The following is a 20,361-nucleotide window of genomic DNA, read 5'->3' on the forward strand; positions in this document are numbered from 1 at the left end:
ACAGTGGAGTCTGGGCGATGAAGGCACGCATCCAATGGGCGGGCGAAGCCATGTTCCTCGGTGAGTCGGGCAGTGGTCATGTGGTGGTCATGGACGGCCCGCCGGAAGCCGGTGGCCGCAACCTGGGCGTTCGCCCGATGGAAATGCTCCTGCTTGGCGTAGGCGGTTGCAGCAATTTCGACGTGGTCAGCATCCTGAAGAAGTCACGCCAGGCTGTGGAGAGCTGCGAAGCTTTCCTGGAGGCCGAGCGTGCCACTGAAGATCCGAAGGTATTCACCAAGATCCATATGCATTTCGTGGTGAAGGGGCGGGCGCTGAAAGAGGCGCAGGTGAAGCGCGCTATCGAACTGTCGGCCGAGAAGTACTGCTCGGCATCGATCATGCTGGGCGCGGCCGGGGTGGCCATCACCCATGATTACGAAATCATCGAACTGGGTTGATCGCTCAATCGACGGGCAAAAAGAAAGGGCGCTGTGATAGCGCCCTTTTTTGGGCTCAGATTCGGTACGTGCTTTTAGTCATGACCTTGGCCAATAGGCTCATGCCAAACCGCACCGGTGCCGGAAAGCGAAAACCACCGGCATCCAGCGCGCTTTCTGCGTGATGTTCTTCATCGATACGCATCTGTTCAAGAATGGCCCGGGATTTTTCATCTTCGGCCGGCAGTTGTTCCAGATGCTCGTCCAAGTGTTTGCACACCTGATGTTCAGTTGCTGCGACAAAGCCCAGGCTGACCTTGTCGCTGATCAGGCCGGCTGCAGCGCCGATCCCGAACGATAAACCGTAAAACAGCGGGTTCAACACGCTGGGGTGGCTGCCCAGTTGGCGAATGCGTTGCTCGCACCAGGCCAAATGGTCGATTTCTTCCTCGGCGGCATGTTCCATGGCGGCGCGAACCTGCGGCAGCTTGGCGGTCAGCGCCTGGCCCTGGTACAGCGCCTGGGCGCAGACTTCGCCGGTATGGTTGATGCGCATCAGGCCGGCGACGTGGCGGGTCTCGGTCTCGCTCATCTGCGCGTCGGGCTGCACGATGGCAGGCGAAGGGCGATACGGTTGGCCGCTGAAGGGCAGCAGCGTACGCATGGCCATGTCGGCTTGCAGCAACAGACGGTCAATCGGCGAGTAGTGACGTTGGGTAGTCATGCTGACCTCCGGGAAGAATCTCGGCGGCCAGTTTACCGCAAGAGAGGGGCAAGCGTTTGCGTTGCGTCAAGGGCATTGGGTCGCAGCCAGGGGCCGCGACCCTTGTTCGGGGGGGAATCAGCCCGGCGGCCAGTTCATCTGGCGCTGACCCAGCACATGCATATGGATGTGATAAACGGTTTGCCCGCCCTTCGGGTTGCAGTTCATCACCACCCGAAAGCCTTCCTCACAGCCTTGTTCCACGGCCAGGCGCTGGGCAGTGAACAGAATGTGGCCGGCCAAGGCTTTGTCTTCTTCGGTCAGGTCATTCAGGGTGGGGATGTGCTTCTTGGGAATGACCAGGAAATGCACAGGTGCCGCCGGATGAATGTCCTTGAACGCCAGGACCTGGTCATCTTCGTAGATGATGTCCGCGGGTATTTCTCTGTTGATGATCTTGGTGAACAGAGTATCCACAGCTGTTTCTCCATTATGAGTATGCAGGGTGAGTGTACCCAGCCAGTCAGCGCGGGCAATAGGCCTTGTTGATGGCGCCGGCGATCTTGCGGGTCAGCCAGCGTGGGCTGAAGCGTGGGCTGAAGGCGATCCAGCGGTTGCGACGACCGGGAATGATGATGGCTTTGTTCTTATCCAGGGCGCGCACGGTGTAGAGCGCTACTTCTTCGGGGCTCATCAACTGTTGGCTGCGATCGAGCTTGGCGGTGTCCATTTGTGCGGTGCCGAAGAATGCGGTGCGCGTCGGGCCGGGGCAGAGGACCGAGACCTTGATGCCGCAGGTCTTCAATTCTTCCCGCAGGCCTTCGGAGAAATGCAGTACATAGGCTTTGCTGGCGTAGTAGGTACTCATCCAGGGGCCGGGTTGGAATGCCGCGACAGATGCCACATTGAGAATCTGCCCGCCGCCGTGCAGCGCCATGGCATTGCCGAGCGCATGGCACATGCGGGTCAGGGCCAGGATGTTGACCTCCATGAGGTCCTGTTCGGTCATCCAGTCCTGGGCCAGGAACGGCCCGCTGGTGCCGATACCGGCGCAGTTCACCAGCAGGTCGATCTGACGTTCGCCTTCTTCAAGCTCCAGCAGGAACCCGGACAAGCGCAGCGGCTCGCCCAGGTCGCAGGCCCGGAACAGCACCTCGACGCCAAAGCGTTGAGTCAATTCGATTGCAATGCTTTCCAACTGATCACGCTGGCGGGCCACCAGAATCAAGCTGCGGCCGCGACGTGCCAGTGCTTCGGCCAGGGCCAGGCCGATGCCGCTGGAGGCGCCGGTGATCAGAGCGTAACGGGTCATGCCTTTCTCCATCGCAACGCCGCCGCGCCTGTAACAAAGGCATTACAGGCCGGGGGCGTTTCTTCACTGTTCTGGAGAGTCTACAGGTTCGCCCGCTTCGTCAGCACTCTGCGCTTCGTCTTCTTCAGCGGTGGTGGCTTGGTCGGCGTCTTCATCGGAGGTGATGGAGCTGCTTTCGTAGCTGCTGTCCACGTTGGCTTCGAGCTGGTCAAGGTAACCGTTCATGCCCAAGGTCACCACGATGGCAAGCATGACCGGAATAAACGCCAACCACAGCGTGGCCAGGACTTTTACCGCGGTGGAGTTACGTGGCGGTGGCGCGCCGTACTGGTTGGCGCCCGCATTGCCCGGCAATACCAGCAACAGGATCGGGAAGACACTGTTTACCAGCGGCACCAGGTTGAGGAGATACAACCAGCCCGACCAGCCCAGGTCATGCAGGCGCTGCACGCCGATCTGCACACTGACCCATACCAGCGCCACAAACAGCGCGAGACCCAGTAGTACTCCGATGATGGTGCCCGCAATCGGCGACGCGGTGGCCACGGCAAAGCTGACGGTGCTGATGATGCCGCCCGCAACCAGCATCGCCAGGGTCAACACCAGGGTCCATGCCAGGTAGCGCAGGCGGCCGATGCGGCCATGGATAGTGAAGACTTTGAGGGTCGCGTACTCGGGCAAATCATCACCTACCGTCGCCCGGGGCGGAGCATAAGGTGACGCCGCCGGTCGCGCGAAGCCAGAAGGACCGGAGTCCGTCTCGTGGGTCTCGGCAAGGCTGAAGGCCACGGGTTGTTCAGGTTCGATACGCGCGTCGACCCCGGCGTTTTTCAGCGCGGTGAGGTAGGTTTCCGCATCCGGGCGAGACAGGTCGCGCTTGAGTGCAACCGGGCGGCCGGTAAAGAGCTTCTCGATGGCTTCGACTTCGCTCTTGAAGAGCTCGGCCAGGTTCAGTTTGGCCGTGGTGCTTTCGACACCCGGGAGCAAGGCTCCATCAAACACAATCTTGAAACGGTTGTCGCTCATGCGGGCTTCCTTGTCACTTGTTCAGGGAGGTAGGGCAGGCCTGTTCAGTCGGCAGGCCTAGCGGTTGGGTCACCGTGGCCAGCGCAGTTGTGCCGCCTGTTCGCGTGCCTTGCGGTATTCGGCATCCAGGCGCGCAACGAGTTCATCGACGCTGGGCAAATCATCAATCTCACCGACGCCTTGGCCAGCAGACCATACAGTCTTCCAGGCCTTGGCCTCGTCGCTCAACGGCTTGAGCTTGGAGCCGAAGTTGACTTCACCTTTGCCTTGCAGGGCGGCGAGGTCGAAACCGGCGTTTTCCAGGCTCTGGCGCATAAAGCTGGCGGGTACGCCGGAGACAGCGGGAGTGTGCACGATGTCGGCGGCGCGCGATGTGAGCAGCATCTCTTTATACGCATCAGGGGCATGGCTTTCGGTGGTGCCGATAAAGCGCGTGCCGAAATAGGCCAGGTCTGCACCGAGCAGTTGGGCTGCGAGAATCTCGTGCCCGTGGTTGAGGCAGCCGGCCAACAGCAGGGTTTTGTCGAAGAACTGGCGGATCTCGGCAATCAACGAGAATGGGCTCCAGGTGCCGGCATGGCCACCGGCACCTGCCGCCACGGCGATCAGGCCATCCACACCGGCCTCGGCAGCCTTCTCGGCATGGCGGCGGGTGGTGACATCGTGGAACACCAGGCCGCCGTAGCTATGCACCGCGTCCACCAACTCTTTGACGGCACCCAGGCTGGTAATGACGATGGGCACTTTATGCTCAACGCAAATCGCCAGGTCTGCCTCCAAGCGGGGATTGCTGTTGTGCACGATCAGGTTGACGGCGTAGGGCGCAGGGTTGTCCAGCAGCGCCAGGCCCGCTTCGATTTCCTCCAGCCAAGCCTTGAAGCCACTGCTTTCGCGTTGGTTAAGCGCCGGGAAACTCCCGACCACCCCATTGCGGCAGCACGCCAGGACCAGTTGCGGGTTGGAAATCAGAAACATCGGCGCCGCCACGACGGGCAGGCGCAGACGTTGTTCAAGCAGAGCGGGCAGCGACATTGGAGGTACCCCGAGTAATTGAAGTTAGAACGGTTTGACCACGACCAAAATTACGATAGCCAGCAATATCAGAACGGGCACTTCATTGAACCAGCGATAAAAGACATGGCTGCGGGTGTTTTCGCCACGTGCGAAGCGTTTTACCTGCGCGCCGCACATATGGTGGTAGCCAATGAGCAATACGACGAGGGTCAGCTTGGCGTGAATCCACCCGCCCGAATGAAAGATGCTGGGGTTCAGGTAGATCAGCCAGCCGCCGAAAATCAGCGTGGCGATCATCGCCGGCCCCATGATGCCGCGATACAACTTGCGCTCCATGACGCTGAAACGCTCTTTGCTGACGGTGTCCTCGCTTTGGGCGTGATAGACGAACAGGCGTGGCAGGTAGAACAGCCCGGCAAACCAGCAGACGATGCTGACGATATGGAAGGCTTTGACCCATAGATAAAGCATTTTTAGTTATTCCCAGGTTCACGGTAGCCGAGATAGTAGTGGCTCATGCGCCCGTACGTCACGTTGACGGTTGTCGCAGGACGATACGGCCCCTATTATCGACGGCTTTCCAGTGGGTTCGTTGAGGGCAGGTTTATGGTCAAGGTCGGTATCGTCGGCGGCACGGGTTATACCGGTGTCGAATTGCTGCGTCTGTTGGCTCAGCATCCGCAAGCTGAGGTAGTGGTCATCACCTCCCGATCCGAGGCCGGGCTGGCCGTGGCCGATATGTACCCGAACCTGCGAGGCCACTATGACGGCCTGGCGTTCAGCGTGCCGGACATCAAGACCTTGGGCGCCTGCGATGTGGTGTTCTTCGCCACGCCGCACGGGGTTGCCCATGCGTTGGCCGGTGAACTGTTGGCTGCGGGTACCAAGGTCATCGACCTCTCGGCGGACTTCCGTCTGCAGGACGCTGACGAGTGGGCCAAATGGTACGGCCAGCCGCACGGCGCGCCGGAGTTGTTGGAAGAGGCGGTGTACGGCCTGCCGGAAGTGAATCGTGAACAGATCAAGCAAGCGCGCCTGATTGCGGTGCCAGGTTGCTATCCAACCGCCACACAGTTGGGCTTCCTGCCATTGCTGGAAGCGGGGCTGGCGGACGCTTCGCGCTTGATTGCGGACTGCAAATCGGGCGTCAGCGGTGCCGGTCGTGGTGCTGCGGTCGGTTCGCTGTACTCTGAAACGTCGGAAAGCATGAAGGCCTATGCGGTAAAGGGGCATCGTCACTTGCCGGAAATTCGCCAGGGGCTGCGTCGTGCGGCTGGGAAGGATGTGGGCCTGACCTTCGTTCCGCACTTGACCCCAATGATCCGCGGCATTCACTCCACGTTGTACGCCACTGTGGTCGATCGCTCGGTCGACCTGCAGGCGCTGTTCGAAAAACGGTATGCCAACGAACCGTTCGTCGATGTGATGCCGGCCGGCAGCCATCCGGAAACCCGCAGCGTGCGCGGTGCCAACGTGTGCCGGATTGCCGTGCACCGCCCGCAAGATGGTGACCTGGTCGTGGTGTTGTCGGTGATCGATAACCTGGTCAAGGGCGCGTCCGGGCAGGCGGTGCAGAACATGAACATCCTGTTTGGCCTGGATGAGAAGTTGGGGCTGTCCCACGCGGGCATGCTGCCTTAAGGCTGTTGAGTCGCGAAGCAAAAGGCCCGTTGATCGGGCCTTTTGTGTTTTTAATGGCGACAGCGCAGATTGATATACCGTAACAATAGTTGACCGCTTTTCTAGGAGAAGCGGATAATGCCGGGCATTACGCATATGGCGGCGCTACGCCGGGAGATTATCAGCATGAGCGTTGAATCCTTCACCCCCACGGCTTTGCAATTCACCCACGGTGCTGCGCACAAGGTGAAGAGCCTGGTCGATGAAGAGGGTAATGATCGCTTGAAGCTGCGCGTATTCGTTACGGGCGGCGGTTGTTCAGGGTTTCAGTACGGTTTTACCTTCGATGAAGATGTGGCCGATGATGACACCATCGTTGAGCGCGAAGGCGTGAGCCTGGTTGTGGACCCGATGAGTTTCCAATACCTGGCAGGTGCCGAGGTGGATTACCAGGAAGGTCTGGAGGGTTCGCGTTTTGTGATCAAGAACCCTAATGCCACCACCACCTGTGGTTGCGGGTCTTCGTTCTCGATCTGATCGACAGCGGACGCAAAAACGCCGCTTGGCTGTGATAGGCCAAGCGGCGTTTTGCTGTCTGGAGATTTTACGCTGGGTAGATGGCGCCCAGTACCCTAAGTCCTCGTGCCCCTGTGACACTTGGGCGGTTGGCTGCGATACCTTCGAGACAGCAATGGGCCAGCCATGCGAAGGCCATGGCCTCGACCCAGTCGGGATCTACTCCGTAGGCGGCGGTGCTGCTGACTTGAGTTGACGGTAGCAGGGCGGCCAGGCGATTCATCAGCGTGGCGTTGTGGGCACCGCCACCACACACCAGCAGTGTTCTGGTCTGGGGCTGGGCGGCCTGCAGGGATTCGATGATGGTCAGGGCGGTCAGTTCCAGCAGGGTGGCCTGAACATCCTGAGGCTCGAATGTTGGTAAGCGACCCAGGTGTTGGTGCAGCCACTCCAGATTGAACACTTCGCGGCCGGTGCTCTTGGGGCCCGTAGTCACGAAGAAAGGGTCGCTGAGCAGGGCGTTGAGTAGCGCAGGCTCGACCTTGCCGCTAGCCGCCCACTGGCCATTACGATCAAAGTGTTCACCGCGTTGCTGGTGAATCCACGCATCCAGCAGGACATTGCCTGGGCCGCAGTCGAAGCCGGCTACAGGTTTGCCGGTCTCAATCAGACTGAGGTTGCTGAAACCTCCAACATTCAATACGGCACGGTTACCGCTGTGCTCGCCAAACAGTGCTTCATGGAACGCAGGGACCAATGGGGCGCCCTGGCCGCCGGCGGCGACGTCGCGGCCACGGAAATCGCTGACCACGGTGATGCCTGTGAGCTCGGTGAGCAAGGCCGGGTTGCCGATCTGTACGGTAAAGCCCCGGGCGGGTTCATGGCGGATGGTCTGGCCATGGCTGCCAATTGCGCGAATGTCCTGGGGCTTGAGGTTTTGCTGGTCGAGTAAAGCGTGGATACCTTGAGCAGCGAGATTTACCCAGTTCTGTTGGGCAATGGCTGAGCGGGCGATCTCATCCGGCCCGCTGGCGCAAAGAGCAAGCAGCTCGGTGCGCAGGGTATCGGGCATGGGAATGTAGTGTGTGGCGATCAGCTTGATCGCCGGGGACTGCTCGATCAAGGCGATGTCCAGGCCATCAAGGCTGGTCCCGGACATCACACCGATATAGAGCGCCATACTTAACGCTTCGCCGAAGCCAGCAGGGTGGAGCGCTCTTGATCCATGCGCGCCATCAACGGCTGGCTCTGTTGCATGAAGCGGGCGCGTTCAGCCTTGGCGATCGGGTCGGCCATGGGCAGTTTCTGGCCCAGTGGGTCGACGTGAACGCCATTGACCTGGAACTCATAGTGCAAGTGCGGGCCGGTAGACAGCCCGGTAGTGCCGATATAGCCAATCACCTGGCCTTGTTTCACGGTGCCGCCGGTTTGCACGCCCTTGGCAAAGCCTTGCATGTGGCCATACAGCGTACGGTAGGTATTGCCGTGCTGGATGATCACCGTATTGCCATAGCCACCACGACGCCCTGCCAGCAGGACTTTACCATCACCGGCTGCCTTGATCGGCGTGCCACGCGGTGCGGCGTAATCGACCCCTTTGTGGGCACGGATTTTGTTCAGAATTGGATGCTTGCGACCCATGGAGAAACGCGAGCTAATACGAGCGAAGTCCACCGGCGTACGGATAAAGGCCTTGCGCATGCTGTTGCCGTCGGCGGTGTAGTAGCTGCTGTTGCCTTGTTTGTTGGTGTAGCGCACGGCGGTGTAGGTCTTGCCGCGGTTGGTGAAACGTGCGGAGAGAATGTTGCCGGTGCCGACGACTTTGCCGTTGGCGACTTTCTGCTCGTAGATTACGTCGAATTCGTCGCCCTGGCGGATGTCCTGGGCGAAGTCGATGTCGTAGCCGAACACGTTGGCCATGTCCATGGTCATGCTGTGGGACAGGCCTGCCCGCGCGGCGGATTGTGACAGGGAGCTGTTGATCACGCCGTGTACGTAGGCGGAGCGCATCACAGGTTTGGTGGTGATGCGATTGAAGGCAAAGCCTTTGGCACCCTTTGTCAGAGTAATGCTTTCGAGGTCGCTGACATTGCTGTGCAGGTTGTTCAGTTGGCCATCGGGGGTGAATTCAAATTCGAGCTTCTGGCCGTGCTTGAGTTGGGTGAACTGCTTGGCTTGTTTGTCGCTGGCAAGCACTTCATTAACTGTAGCGGCGGGGAGGCCGACCTTCTCGAAGAGTGTCGACAGTGTGTCGCCCTTGGCCACGATCACTTCGCGGTGCTGGGGGGTCTTGGCCGTGTCGGCAACAGGCGCAGATGGGCTTTGAGCTGCTTGCTGGGTGTCTTCGGGGCTGTTTTCTATCTGTGCGAACGGCGACTCGGTGCCAAGGTTTGTGGCTTGTTGCGCGTCGGAAGCGTCTTGATCTTGTGTCAGTTGTTCAACGGGACTTTCCAGGTCAAGGCTCAGGGATGTTCGTTTGGCTTCTACGTCACTGGAAGGGAATACCAGGAGTGCCAGGCTGAGAAGGGCGGCGATACCACTTGCGGCGAGCAGGTGGGTCTTCGGGTAAAGCGGCGGCGCTTTAGACGGTTCAGTGGTCATAGGTAATTTTGACTTTGAAGATGAAATGGAAAAGATGAATGACATGATGAAGATGAAATAACTGTATAAAATATAACCAAATCATCTGTGGCGCAAGCTCGCGAACGCTGGGCTTGCTGAACGGTGTCCGTTCGCAGGGCAAAACTTGTAATTAGTCCCTGATCTTGTATGGTTGGTTCCCTTTTGAATCTGAGCCTTGCGGGTCTGTTATGAAGTCGGTTGAAGAGCAGCTAGCGCTGATAAAACGTGGTGCGGAAGAACTGTTGGTCGAAGCTGAGCTGATCGAAAAGCTCAAGCGTGGTCAGCCCCTGCGTATTAAGGCTGGCTTTGATCCGACTGCGCCGGATCTGCACCTGGGGCATACCGTGCTTATTAATAAGCTGCGCCAGTTCCAGGAGTTGGGGCACCAGGTCATCTTCCTTATAGGTGACTTCACCGGAATGATCGGTGATCCGAGCGGCAAGAGCGCCACGCGTCCGCCGCTGACCCGTGAGCAGGTGCTTGATAATGCCGAGACCTACAAGACTCAGGTATTCAAGATTCTTGATCCGGCCAAGACCGAAGTGGCGTTCAACTCCACTTGGATGGATCAGATGGGGCCGGCGGACTTCATTCGCTTGACCTCTCAGTACACTGTTGCGCGCATGCTTGAGCGTGATGACTTCGACAAGCGCTACTCCACCAATCAGCCGATCGCCATTCACGAGTTCCTCTACCCGTTGGTCCAGGGCTATGACTCGGTAGCGTTGCGTGCGGACGTTGAGCTGGGCGGCACTGATCAGAAGTTCAACCTGTTGATGGGGCGTGAGCTCCAGCGTGCATATGGGCAGGAAGCCCAGTGCATCCTTACCATGCCGTTGTTGGAAGGGTTGGATGGCGTCAAGAAGATGTCCAAGTCCCTGGGGAACTATGTCGGTATCCAGGAAGCGCCGGGCGTTATGTACGGCAAGCTGGTTTCGATTCCTGATGCTTTGATGTGGCGTTACTTCGAGTTGCTGAGCTTCCGGTCGATGGATGAAATCAATGCGCTGCGTGCTGATGTAGAGGCAGGCGCTAATCCGCGTGACGTGAAGATTAAGCTGGCGGAAGAGATTGTTGCGCGGTTCCATGGTGAAGAGGCTGCGGCCAACGCTCACCGTGCTGCGGGTAATCGCATGAAGGATGGCGAGCTGCCTGATGATCTGCCGGAGATCGAGCTGTCTGCTGCCGAGGCGATGCTGATTGCTGCTGTGCTTAATAAGGCGGGCCTGGTTAAGAACTCGGCAGTTGCGCGCGACCTTCTGGGGTCGGGTGGTGTGCGTATAGATGGTGAGGTTGTGGATCGCACCTTTATATACGAGCTGGGTGCTACCCACATTTGTCAGGCTGGGAAGAAGGCATTTGCGCGTATTACGCTCAAATCCGAATAAAACTGAAATTAGGTGTTGACGGCGAATTATATCTGTCTATAATTCGCCCCACTTCCGGCGCAGTCGAAACGGAAAACTCCTTGGTAAACAACGAGTTACGCAGAATTCGACAGCGAGTTGCTTCAGTTCATCGAAGCCCAGAAGGAGTTGGTAGAGCAGTGTTGTCTGGCTCTATTAACGTTTCGATCCTCTCGGTCGAAAGCGGAAAAAAGAGGTGTTGACAGCAGCGTGTAACGCTGTAGAATTCGCCTCCCGCTAACGAGAGATCGGAAGCGCAAGTGGTTGAAGTTGTTGAAGAAATCTTCGAAAACTTCTGAAAATAATCACTTGACAGCAAATGAGGCTGCTGTAGAATGCGCGCCTCGGTTGAGACGAAAGATCTTAACCAACCGCTCTTTAACAACTGAATCAAGCAATTCGTGTGGGTGCTTGTGGAGTCAGACTGATAGTCAACAAGATTATCAGCATCACAAGTTACTCCGCGAGAAATCAAAGATGTAACCAACGATTGCTGAGCCAAGTTTAGGGTTTCTTAAAAACCCAAAGATGTTTGAACTGAAGAGTTTGATCATGGCTCAGATTGAACGCTGGCGGCAGGCCTAACACATGCAAGTCGAGCGGTAGAGAGAAGCTTGCTTCTCTTGAGAGCGGCGGACGGGTGAGTAATGCCTAGGAATCTGCCTGGTAGTGGGGGATAACGTTCGGAAACGAACGCTAATACCGCATACGTCCTACGGGAGAAAGCAGGGGACCTTCGGGCCTTGCGCTATCAGATGAGCCTAGGTCGGATTAGCTAGTTGGTGAGGTAATGGCTCACCAAGGCGACGATCCGTAACTGGTCTGAGAGGATGATCAGTCACACTGGAACTGAGACACGGTCCAGACTCCTACGGGAGGCAGCAGTGGGGAATATTGGACAATGGGCGAAAGCCTGATCCAGCCATGCCGCGTGTGTGAAGAAGGTCTTCGGATTGTAAAGCACTTTAAGTTGGGAGGAAGGGCAGTTACCTAATACGTGATTGTTTTGACGTTACCGACAGAATAAGCACCGGCTAACTCTGTGCCAGCAGCCGCGGTAATACAGAGGGTGCAAGCGTTAATCGGAATTACTGGGCGTAAAGCGCGCGTAGGTGGTTTGTTAAGTTGGATGTGAAATCCCCGGGCTCAACCTGGGAACTGCATTCAAAACTGACTGACTAGAGTATGGTAGAGGGTGGTGGAATTTCCTGTGTAGCGGTGAAATGCGTAGATATAGGAAGGAACACCAGTGGCGAAGGCGACCACCTGGACTAATACTGACACTGAGGTGCGAAAGCGTGGGGAGCAAACAGGATTAGATACCCTGGTAGTCCACGCCGTAAACGATGTCAACTAGCCGTTGGAAGCCTTGAGCTTTTAGTGGCGCAGCTAACGCATTAAGTTGACCGCCTGGGGAGTACGGCCGCAAGGTTAAAACTCAAATGAATTGACGGGGGCCCGCACAAGCGGTGGAGCATGTGGTTTAATTCGAAGCAACGCGAAGAACCTTACCAGGCCTTGACATCCAATGAACTTTCTAGAGATAGATTGGTGCCTTCGGGAACATTGAGACAGGTGCTGCATGGCTGTCGTCAGCTCGTGTCGTGAGATGTTGGGTTAAGTCCCGTAACGAGCGCAACCCTTGTCCTTAGTTACCAGCACGTAATGGTGGGCACTCTAAGGAGACTGCCGGTGACAAACCGGAGGAAGGTGGGGATGACGTCAAGTCATCATGGCCCTTACGGCCTGGGCTACACACGTGCTACAATGGTCGGTACAGAGGGTTGCCAAGCCGCGAGGTGGAGCTAATCCCATAAAACCGATCGTAGTCCGGATCGCAGTCTGCAACTCGACTGCGTGAAGTCGGAATCGCTAGTAATCGCGAATCAGAATGTCGCGGTGAATACGTTCCCGGGCCTTGTACACACCGCCCGTCACACCATGGGAGTGGGTTGCACCAGAAGTAGCTAGTCTAACCTTCGGGAGGACGGTTACCACGGTGTGATTCATGACTGGGGTGAAGTCGTAACAAGGTAGCCGTAGGGGAACCTGCGGCTGGATCACCTCCTTAATCGACGACATCAGCTGCTCCATAAGTTCCCACACGAATTGCTTGATTCATTGAAGAAGACGATAAGAAGCAGCCCGAAATTGGGTCTGTAGCTCAGTTGGTTAGAGCGCACCCCTGATAAGGGTGAGGTCGGCAGTTCGAATCTGCCCAGACCCACCAATTTTGTGTGGGAAACGCCTGTAGAAATACGGGGCCATAGCTCAGCTGGGAGAGCGCCTGCCTTGCACGCAGGAGGTCAACGGTTCGATCCCGTTTGGCTCCACCACTACTGCTTCTGAAAGTTTTGAAAGCTTAGAAATGAGCATTCCATCAAGGTGATGGTGAATGTTGATTTCTAGTCTTTGATTAGATCGTTCTTTAAAAATTTGGGTATGTGATAGAAAGATAGACTGAACGTTACTTTCACTGGTAACGGATCAGGCTAAGGTAAAATTTGTGAGTTCTCTTAGTTGAGAAATTCGAATTTTCGGCGAATGTCGTCTTCACAGTATAACCAGATTGCTTGGGGTTATATGGTCAAGTGAAGAAGCGCATACGGTGGATGCCTTGGCAGTCAGAGGCGATGAAAGACGTGGTAGCCTGCGAAAAGCTTCGGGGAGTCGGCAAACAGACTTTGATCCGGAGATGTCTGAATGGGGGAACCCAGCCATCATAAGATGGTTATCTTGTACTGAATACATAGGTGCAAGAGGCGAACCAGGGGAACTGAAACATCTAAGTACCCTGAGGAAAAGAAATCAACCGAGATTCCCTTAGTAGTGGCGAGCGAACGGGGACTAGCCCTTAAGTGGCTTTGAGATTAGCGGAACGCTCTGGAAAGTGCGGCCATAGTGGGTGATAGCCCTGTACGCGAAAATCTCTTAGTCATGAAATCGAGTAGGACGGAGCACGAGAAACTTTGTCTGAATATGGGGGGACCATCCTCCAAGGCTAAATACTACTGACTGACCGATAGTGAACTAGTACCGTGAGGGAAAGGCGAAAAGAACCCCGGAGAGGGGAGTGAAATAGATCCTGAAACCGTATGCGTACAAGCAGTGGGAGCAGACTTTGTTCTGTGACTGCGTACCTTTTGTATAATGGGTCAGCGACTTATTTTCAGTGGCGAGCTTAACCGAATAGGGGAGGCGTAGCGAAAGCGAGTCTTAATAGGGCGTCTAGTCGCTGGGAATAGACCCGAAACCGGGCGATCTATCCATGGGCAGGTTGAAGGTTGGGTAACACTAACTGGAGGACCGAACCGACTACCGTTGAAAAGTTAGCGGATGACCTGTGGATCGGAGTGAAAGGCTAATCAAGCTCGGAGATAGCTGGTTCTCCTCGAAAGCTATTTAGGTAGCGCCTCATGTATCACTGTAGGGGGTAGAGCACTGTTTCGGCTAGGGGGTCATCCCGACTTACCAAACCGATGCAAACTCCGAATACCTACAAGTGCCGAGCATGGGAGACACACGGCGGGTGCTAACGTCCGTCGTGAAAAGGGAAACAACCCAGACCGTCAGCTAAGGTCCCAAAGTTATGGTTAAGTGGGAAACGATGTGGGAAGGCTTAGACAGCTAGGAGGTTGGCTTAGAAGCAGCCACCCTTTAAAGAAAGCGTAATAGCTCACTAGTCGAGTCGGCCTGCGCGGAAGATGTAACGGGGCTCAAACCATACACCGAAGCTACGGGTATCACGTAAGTGATGCGGTAGAGGAGCGTTCTGTAAGCCTGTGAAGGTGAGTTGAGAAGCTTGCTGGAGGTATCAGAAGTGCGAATGCTGACATGAGTAACGACAATGGGTGTGAAAAACACCCACGCCGAAAGACCAAGGTTTCCTGCGCAACGTTAATCGACGCAGGGTTAGTCGGTCCCTAAGGCGAGGCTGAAAAGCGTAGTCGATGGAAAACAGGTTAATATTCCTGTACTTCTGGTTATTGCGATGGAGGGACGGAGAAGGCTAGGCCAGCTTGGCGTTGGTTGTCCAAGTTTAAGGTGGTAGGCTGAGATCTTAGGTAAATCCGGGATCTTAAGGCCGAGAGCTGATGACGAGTTACCTTTTAGGTAACGAAGTGGTTGATGCCATGCTTCCAAGAAAAGCTTCTAAGCTTCAGGTAACCAGGAACCGTACCCCAAACCGACACAGGTGGTTGGGTAGAGAATACCAAGGCGCTTGAGAGAACTCGGGTGAAGGAACTAGGCAAAATGGCACCGTAACTTCGGGAGAAGGTGCGCCGGTGAGGGTGAAGGACTTGCTCCGTAAGCTCATGCCGGTCGAAGATACCAGGCCGCTGCGACTGTTTATTAAAAACACAGCACTCTGCAAACACGAAAGTGGACGTATAGGGTGTGACGCCTGCCCGGTGCCGGAAGGTTAATTGATGGGGTTAGCTAACGCGAAGCTCTTGATCGAAGCCCCGGTAAACGGCGGCCGTAACTATAACGGTCCTAAGGTAGCGAAATTCCTTGTCGGGTAAGTTCCGACCTGCACGAATGGCGTAACGATGGCGGCGCTGTCTCCACCCGAGACTCAGTGAAATTGAAATCGCTGTGAAGATGCAGTGTATCCGCGGCTAGACGGAAAGACCCCGTGAACCTTTACTATAGCTTTGCACTGGACTTTGAATTTGCTTGTGTAGGATAGGTGGGAGGCTTTGAAGCGTGGACGCCAGTTCGCGTGGAGCCATCCTTGAAATACCACCCTGGCAACTTTGAGGTTCTAACTCAGGTCCGTTATCCGGATCGAGGACAGTGTATGGTGGGTAGTTTGACTGGGGCGGTCTCCTCCTAAAGAGTAACGGAGGAGTACGAAGGTGCGCTCAGACCGGTCGGAAATCGGTCGTAGAGTATAAAGGCAAAAGCGCGCTTGACTGCGAGACAGACACGTCGAGCAGGTACGAAAGTAGGTCTTAGTGATCCGGTGGTTCTGTATGGAAGGGCCATCGCTCAACGGATAAAAGGTACTCCGGGGATAACAGGCTGATACCGCCCAAGAGTTCATATCGACGGCGGTGTTTGGCACCTCGATGTCGGCTCATCACATCCTGGGGCTGAAGCCGGTCCCAAGGGTATGGCTGTTCGCCATTTAAAGTGGTACGCGAGCTGGGTTTAGAACGTCGTGAGACAGTTCGGTCCCTATCTGCCGTGGACGTTTGAGATTTGAGAGGGGCTGCTCCTAGTACGAGAGGACCGGAGTGGACGAACCTCTGGTGTTCCGGTTGTCACGCCAGTGGCATTGCCGGGTAGCTATGTTCGGAATAGATAACCGCTGAAAGCATCTAAGCGGGAAACTAGCCTCAAGATGAGATCTCACTGGAACCTTGAGTTCCCTGAAGGGCCGTCGAAGACTACGACGTTGATAGGTTGGGTGTGTAAGCGCTGTGAGGCGTTGAGCTAACCAATACTAATTGCCCGTGAGGCTTGACCATATAACACCCAAGCAATTTGACTACTCTAACGAGCATCAGATTGCGGTGTGTGAAGACGAAATGAACCGAAAGTTCGATGTTCACAAAACACCGAAAGCTGTCACATACCCAATTTGCTGAAGCGAGGCCCAGGCCACGACTCAGTACCCGAATTTCTTGACGACCATAGAGCATTGGAACCACCTGATCCCATCCCGAACTCAGTAGTGAAACGATGCATCGCCGATGGTAGTGTGGGGTTTCCCCATGTGAGAGTAGGTCATCGTCAAGATTAAATTCCAGAACCCCTGATTGCTTATGCAGTCAGGGGTTTTGTTTTGGGCGGTCGAAAAGTGCGAAGAGATCCGCGTGCGTGGCCTCCAGCGCTAAAGTCCGGCCTTTCTATGCAATGACCCTGCGCATGGCTATCATGCGTGCCTCATTGTGAGGCGATACTTGCATGCTGACGTTGTTGAAACTTCTGAAAGATGGCCGATTCCATTCCGGAGAAGCACTGGGTGCCGCTCTTGGCGTCAGTCGCAGTGCTGTATGGAAGCAACTCCAGCACCTGGAGGCAGAGTTGAATCTGCCAATTCACAAGGTGCGAGGCAAGGGGTATCAATTGGCATCCCCACTAGTGTTCTTGAGTGCTGAAGATATTTCGCAGAGTACGCCATCCTTGACATGGCCCGTTCATATATCTGATTCCATTGACTCCACTAATGCTGAAGCTTTGCGGCTGGTAGACGCTGGATGCGCGGCGCCGTTCCTGGTGCTCGCAGAGCAACAAACTGCGGGAAGAGGTAGGAGGGGACGAAAGTGGGTCAGCCCGTTCGCGCAAAACGTTTATTACAGTCTCGTTTTACGTATTGAGTCAGGTCTGCGACAGCTGGAGGGGCTGAGCCTGGTTGTGGGCTTGGCAGTCATGCAGGCTTTGCGCGAGTCCGGGGTGCAGGGCGCCGCCCTGAAGTGGCCAAACGATGTTTTGGTAGGGCAGAAGAAAATCGCTGGAATTTTGCTGGAGTTGGTAGGTGATCCTGCGGATATCTGTCACGTAGTTCTCGGAATAGGTATCAACGTGAATATGCAGAGGGCTGATGAGGTTGATCAGCAATGGACCTCAGTGCAACTTGAGACGGGTGCTCCGGTGAATCGCAATCTTCTGGTGTCGGAACTGGGGCGGCAGCTGCAAGGCTACCTTGAGCGGCATCGGGAAGGCGGTTTTGTCGCGCTTCAGGGAGAGTGGGAGCAGAATCACGCCTGGCAGGGTCGGCCGGTCTCCCTTACCGCGGGTGTCAACCAGGTCGATGGGGTTGTGCTGGGTGTAGATCGCCAGGGGGCATTGCGCTTGAGTGTTAATGGTGTTGAGAAAATATACAGTGGTGGTGAGTTAAGCCTGAGGTTGCGTGATGATTCTTGAGCTCGACTGTGGAAATAGCTTTATCAAATGGCGTGTGCTTGATTCGGAATCGGCGAATACCTCCGCAGAAGGGGTTGTAGGCTCGGATCTGGCGTTGATTGAGAGCCTGGTAGCGCTTTCTGGGCTTCTACTGACACGTTGCCGATTGGTAAGCGTTCGTGCCCTGGAAGAAACAAGCAAGTTGGTCACTGCCTTGCAAGACACTTTCGGCGTTATCGTTTCCTGCGCGGCCCCGGCGCGAGAAATGGCGGGAGTGCGCAACGGATACGAAGATTTCGAACGTCTTGGGCTTGATCGCTGGCTGGCGATGCTGGGTGGGTTCAAGCTCGCGCGTGGGGCCTGCCTGGTGCTTGATTTTGGTACGGCCGCCACTGCAGATTTTATTGCTGTGGACGGTGAGCACTTGGGTGGGTTCATTTGTCCTGGAATGCCCCTTATGCGCAATCAGTTGCGAACCCACACGCGCAAGATACGCTACGACGACGCTGCCGCTGAAAGGGCGCTGGAGCGTCTCTCTCCGGGCCGTACGACGGTAGAAGCCGTTGAGCGCGGCTGTACGTTGATGCTCAGAGGGTTTGTACTGACTCAGTTGGAGTTGGCGAGGGGCTACTGGGGGGATGACTTTACCGTGTTCCTGACCGGCGGGGATGCTGATTTGGTAGCGGATGCGGTGCCCCAGGCGCGGCTCGTGCCCGATCTGGTCTTTGTCGGTTTGGCGATGGCTTGTCCTTTGTCCTGAGGTGATTATGCGTTGGCTGTTTTTGCTTTTACTGGTTCTCAACGCCTTCTACTACATCTGGCACCAGCAAGAAGCGCCATTGCGCGCTAAGGATGTCACGCCCTTGAGCCTTTACAAGGGCTCGCAGCAAGACATCCGACTACTCAGTGAATCTTCTGATGCGGTGGTGCGCAGGGATCGCGCAAAAACATCCGAGGCGCAAAACACTTGCCTGTACATCGGTGGTTTTGCGGACCAGCGCCAGGCGCAGTCCGTTGAGCAGCGACTCACGAGCTTGGATATCAAGGTCAAGGTCCAGTTGCTCAATACGGTTGATGCCTCTGGCTACTGGCTGCGTGTAGCCCCTGAAAGTCGACGCCTGGCTGACGATCTGCCCTTTGAAAACCTTGCTAAGGAATTCAATGAGTTAAAACATAAAATAATGTTGTGCGAAGGCGTTGCAACTCTCGAATAGTTTGCATAGAATGGCGCCCGCTTCGCAGTGAAGACCTTCTAGGTCAATAGTGTGAAGCGAAGGTCAATGCAGCTAACCTCATATTTTTAAATGAGAAAATGCTTGACAGAAGGTCGGCGTAATGTAAAATGCCGGCTCGCTTAGGAGGGGTTCCCGAGCGGCCAAAGGGATCAGACTGTAAATCTGACGTCTACGACTTCGAAGGTTCGAATCCTTCCCCCTCCACCATTTTTAGCGTGAGCTGCAAGCTCCGCGGGTATAGTTTAGTGGTAGAACCTCAGCCTTCCAAGCTGATGATGCGGGTTCGATTCCCGCTACCCGCTCCAAGTTTGCAGGTTGTGCAGGTGTTTTGCTCTTGTAGCTCAGTTGGTAGAGCACACCCTTGGTAAGGGTGAGGTCAGCGGTTCAAATCCGCTCAAGAGCTCCATATAACAAGGCAGATATGAAAATATCTGCCTTTGTTTTAACAGCTGTCTCGGCTTGAAGGTGTTCTGTCTGGCGTTGTTGCCAGGTGATTTCAGGTCTAGTGGGGTTGGTTGTTGTAAAGTCTTTTTCAGGCCTGCATAATGGTCGGCCTGATTTTGTTTTAGGTCAGTAGCTCAATTGGCAGAGCGACGGTCTCCAAAACCGTAGGTTGGGGGTTCGATTCCCTCCTGACCTGCCAGATTCACGTGGTGTGTCTGGCTTTCTTTTCACAGGATCTTCATAGATGACTCCTAAGGCTGAAGCTCAAAGCTCTCGTTTCGATCTGGTCAAGTGGCTCGCTGTGGTTGCCTTGGTGGTCGTAGGCGTTGTTGGCAATCAGTACTATTCTGCTTCGCCGATCCTGTACCGCGTACTCGCTTTGCTTGTTCTCGCTGCTGTAGCTGCCTTTGTAGGCCTGCAGACTGCCAAAGGCAAGTCTTTCGCGGTCCTGGTAAAGGAAGCTCGCACCGAAATCCGTAAAGTCGTTTGGCCGACTCGCCAAGAAACTACGCAGACCACATTGATTGTCGTGGCTGTTGTTCTGGTTATGGCGTTGCTGTTGTGGGGGCTCGATTCCCTGCTCGGCTGGCTTGTTTCCTTGATTGTTGGCTAAGGGTGTCCCGTGGCTAAGCGTTGGTACGTTGTGCATGCTTACTCGGGTTACGAGAAGCATGTTATGCGCTCTTTGCTGGAGCGCGTAAAGCTGGCAGGCATGGAAGATGGCTTCGGCGAAATTCTGGTTCCCACTGAAGAAGTGGTTGAAATGCGGAATGGTCAGAAGCGCAAAAGCGAACGCAAGTTCTTCCCTGGCTATGTGCTGGTTCAGATGGACATGAATGAAGGTACTTGGCATTTGGTCAAGGACACTCCTCGTGTCATGGGTTTTATCGGCGGAACTGCTGATAAGCCTGCTCCTATCACTGACAAGGAGGCGGAAGCAATTCTGCGCCGTGTTGCTGATGGTAGCGACAAGCCTAAGCCGAAGACGCTTTTCGAGCCGGGTGAGGTTGTTCGTGTTACAGATGGTCCGTTTGCTGATTTCAACGGTACTGTCGAAGAAGTTAACTACGAAAAGAGCCGGATCCAAGTGGCAGTGCTCATTTTCGGTCGCTCTACTCCGGTAGAGTTGGAGTTCAGCCAGGTCGAGAAGGTCTAGCTGAGCAAGCATCCCAACCCCACAGCCTTAGGC

Annotated in this window: 17 protein-coding genes, 6 tRNA genes and 3 rRNA genes; 18 read left to right on the forward strand and 8 right to left on the reverse strand. The window is 55.6% G+C overall.

All coding sequences use genetic code 11. From position 1 onward, the window contains the following. The first annotated feature begins 17 nt into the window (after nucleotides 1-17). A complete protein-coding gene (locus tag NL123_RS03035) occupies nucleotides 18-440 on the forward strand; it encodes an OsmC family protein (protein ID WP_005792019.1) in 423 nt (140 codons plus the stop codon). Nucleotides 441-495: 55 nt separating this feature from the next. Here the strand turns inward: NL123_RS03035 and coq7 are convergent, their stop codons facing one another. From coq7 to hemJ, 6 genes are all read right to left on the reverse strand, one after another. After that, the gene (gene coq7 / locus NL123_RS03040) at nucleotides 496-1,143 is read right to left on the reverse strand and encodes a 2-polyprenyl-3-methyl-6-methoxy-1,4-benzoquinone monooxygenase (protein ID WP_015886151.1); all 648 of its coding nucleotides are present in this window, start codon (nucleotides 1,141-1,143) and stop codon (nucleotides 496-498) included. A 117-nt stretch (nucleotides 1,144-1,260) separates the two neighbouring features. After that, nucleotides 1,261-1,599: a histidine triad nucleotide-binding protein gene (locus NL123_RS03045; RefSeq protein WP_010206940.1), complete on the reverse strand. Its 339-nt coding sequence runs from the start codon at nucleotides 1,597-1,599 to the stop codon at nucleotides 1,261-1,263. Nucleotides 1,600-1,645: 46 nt separating this feature from the next. Next, a complete protein-coding gene (locus NL123_RS03050) occupies nucleotides 1,646-2,434 on the reverse strand; it encodes an SDR family NAD(P)-dependent oxidoreductase (protein ID WP_494357195.1) in 789 nt (262 codons plus the stop codon). A gap of 63 nt (nucleotides 2,435-2,497) precedes the next feature. Continuing rightward, complete coding sequence (locus NL123_RS03055; RefSeq protein ID WP_248484938.1) at nucleotides 2,498-3,460, reverse strand: DUF805 domain-containing protein; 963 nt, start codon at nucleotides 3,458-3,460, stop codon at nucleotides 2,498-2,500. Between the two features lie 69 nt (nucleotides 3,461-3,529). Continuing rightward, nucleotides 3,530-4,492, reverse strand: a complete 963-nt coding sequence (locus NL123_RS03060; protein ID WP_029296746.1) for an NAD(P)H-dependent flavin oxidoreductase — start codon at nucleotides 4,490-4,492, stop codon at nucleotides 3,530-3,532. A 24-nt stretch (nucleotides 4,493-4,516) separates the two neighbouring features. Further along, nucleotides 4,517-4,945: a protoporphyrinogen oxidase HemJ gene (gene hemJ, locus NL123_RS03065; RefSeq protein WP_058424790.1), complete on the reverse strand. Its 429-nt coding sequence runs from the start codon at nucleotides 4,943-4,945 to the stop codon at nucleotides 4,517-4,519. 135 nt (nucleotides 4,946-5,080) lie between these two features. Here hemJ and argC point away from each other — a divergent pair, with 135 nt between their 5' ends. Both argC and erpA read left to right on the forward strand, forming a co-directional pair. Next, nucleotides 5,081-6,115, forward strand: a complete 1,035-nt coding sequence (argC, locus tag NL123_RS03070) for an N-acetyl-gamma-glutamyl-phosphate reductase (protein ID WP_010206935.1) — start codon at nucleotides 5,081-5,083, stop codon at nucleotides 6,113-6,115. Between the two features lie 165 nt (nucleotides 6,116-6,280). Next, nucleotides 6,281-6,631: an iron-sulfur cluster insertion protein ErpA gene (gene erpA, locus NL123_RS03075; protein WP_003176443.1), complete on the forward strand. Its 351-nt coding sequence runs from the start codon at nucleotides 6,281-6,283 to the stop codon at nucleotides 6,629-6,631. A 67-nt stretch (nucleotides 6,632-6,698) separates the two neighbouring features. Here erpA and NL123_RS03080 read toward each other — a convergent pair whose 3' ends face one another. Further along, entirely contained in the window at nucleotides 6,699-7,790 is a 1,092-nt protein-coding gene (locus tag NL123_RS03080) for an anhydro-N-acetylmuramic acid kinase (protein ID WP_248484937.1), read from the reverse strand. A 2-nt stretch (nucleotides 7,791-7,792) separates the two neighbouring features. Then, nucleotides 7,793-9,211 carry a peptidoglycan DD-metalloendopeptidase family protein gene (locus tag NL123_RS03085; protein WP_494357196.1) on the reverse strand — a complete coding sequence of 473 codons (1,419 nt, stop codon included), beginning with the start codon at nucleotides 9,209-9,211 and terminating at the stop codon, nucleotides 7,793-7,795. Between the two features lie 209 nt (nucleotides 9,212-9,420). Between NL123_RS03085 and tyrS the strand changes: the two genes are divergently transcribed. The 15 genes from tyrS to nusG all read left to right on the forward strand — a co-directional run bounded on the left by tyrS (nucleotide 9,421) and on the right by nusG (nucleotide 20,328). Next, nucleotides 9,421-10,620, forward strand: coding sequence for a tyrosine--tRNA ligase (gene tyrS / locus NL123_RS03090; RefSeq protein WP_494357197.1), 1,200 nt, complete (start codon nucleotides 9,421-9,423; stop codon nucleotides 10,618-10,620). A gap of 552 nt (nucleotides 10,621-11,172) precedes the next feature. After that, a 16S ribosomal RNA gene (locus NL123_RS03095) occupies nucleotides 11,173-12,709 on the forward strand. Between the two features lie 82 nt (nucleotides 12,710-12,791). After that, nucleotides 12,792-12,868 (forward strand) — tRNA-Ile (locus tag NL123_RS03100). Nucleotides 12,869-12,898: 30 nt separating this feature from the next. Further along, a tRNA-Ala gene (locus tag NL123_RS03105) sits at nucleotides 12,899-12,974 on the forward strand. A gap of 249 nt (nucleotides 12,975-13,223) precedes the next feature. Further along, nucleotides 13,224-16,115, forward strand: a 23S ribosomal RNA gene (locus NL123_RS03110). 155 nt (nucleotides 16,116-16,270) lie between these two features. Then, nucleotides 16,271-16,386, forward strand: a 5S ribosomal RNA gene (gene rrf, locus NL123_RS03115). Together the 16S, 23S and 5S rRNA genes with 2 tRNA genes alongside form the textbook arrangement of a ribosomal RNA operon. A 168-nt stretch (nucleotides 16,387-16,554) precedes the next feature. Continuing rightward, nucleotides 16,555-17,514 (forward strand): bifunctional biotin--[acetyl-CoA-carboxylase] ligase/biotin operon repressor BirA, encoded by a 960-nt coding sequence (birA, locus tag NL123_RS03120; protein ID WP_248484934.1) that lies wholly within the window; start codon nucleotides 16,555-16,557, stop codon nucleotides 17,512-17,514. Next, a complete protein-coding gene (locus NL123_RS03125) occupies nucleotides 17,504-18,253 on the forward strand; it encodes a pantothenate kinase (protein WP_248484933.1) in 750 nt (249 codons plus the stop codon). The genes birA and NL123_RS03125 overlap by 11 nt, the downstream gene beginning before the upstream one ends. A gap of 7 nt (nucleotides 18,254-18,260) precedes the next feature. After that, the gene (locus NL123_RS03130; protein WP_494357198.1) at nucleotides 18,261-18,707 is read left to right on the forward strand and encodes a hypothetical protein; all 447 of its coding nucleotides are present in this window, start codon (nucleotides 18,261-18,263) and stop codon (nucleotides 18,705-18,707) included. A 143-nt stretch (nucleotides 18,708-18,850) separates the two neighbouring features. Then, a tRNA-Tyr gene (locus NL123_RS03135) sits at nucleotides 18,851-18,935 on the forward strand. A 24-nt stretch (nucleotides 18,936-18,959) separates the two neighbouring features. Further along, nucleotides 18,960-19,033: transfer RNA gene (locus tag NL123_RS03140), tRNA-Gly, on the forward strand. Nucleotides 19,034-19,058: 25 nt separating this feature from the next. Then, nucleotides 19,059-19,134, forward strand: a tRNA-Thr gene (locus tag NL123_RS03145). 161 nt (nucleotides 19,135-19,295) lie between these two features. Further along, nucleotides 19,296-19,371: transfer RNA gene (locus tag NL123_RS03150), tRNA-Trp, on the forward strand. Between the two features lie 45 nt (nucleotides 19,372-19,416). Next, on the forward strand, nucleotides 19,417-19,785 hold the full coding sequence (secE, locus tag NL123_RS03155) for a preprotein translocase subunit SecE (RefSeq protein WP_025857211.1): 369 nt from the start codon (nucleotides 19,417-19,419) through the stop codon (nucleotides 19,783-19,785). 9 nt (nucleotides 19,786-19,794) lie between these two features. Next, on the forward strand, nucleotides 19,795-20,328 hold the full coding sequence (nusG, locus tag NL123_RS03160; protein ID WP_003176436.1) for a transcription termination/antitermination protein NusG: 534 nt from the start codon (nucleotides 19,795-19,797) through the stop codon (nucleotides 20,326-20,328). The last annotated feature ends 33 nt before the right edge of the window (nucleotides 20,329-20,361 follow it).

This window comes from Pseudomonas sp. FBCC-B1565, from assembly GCF_059133265.1.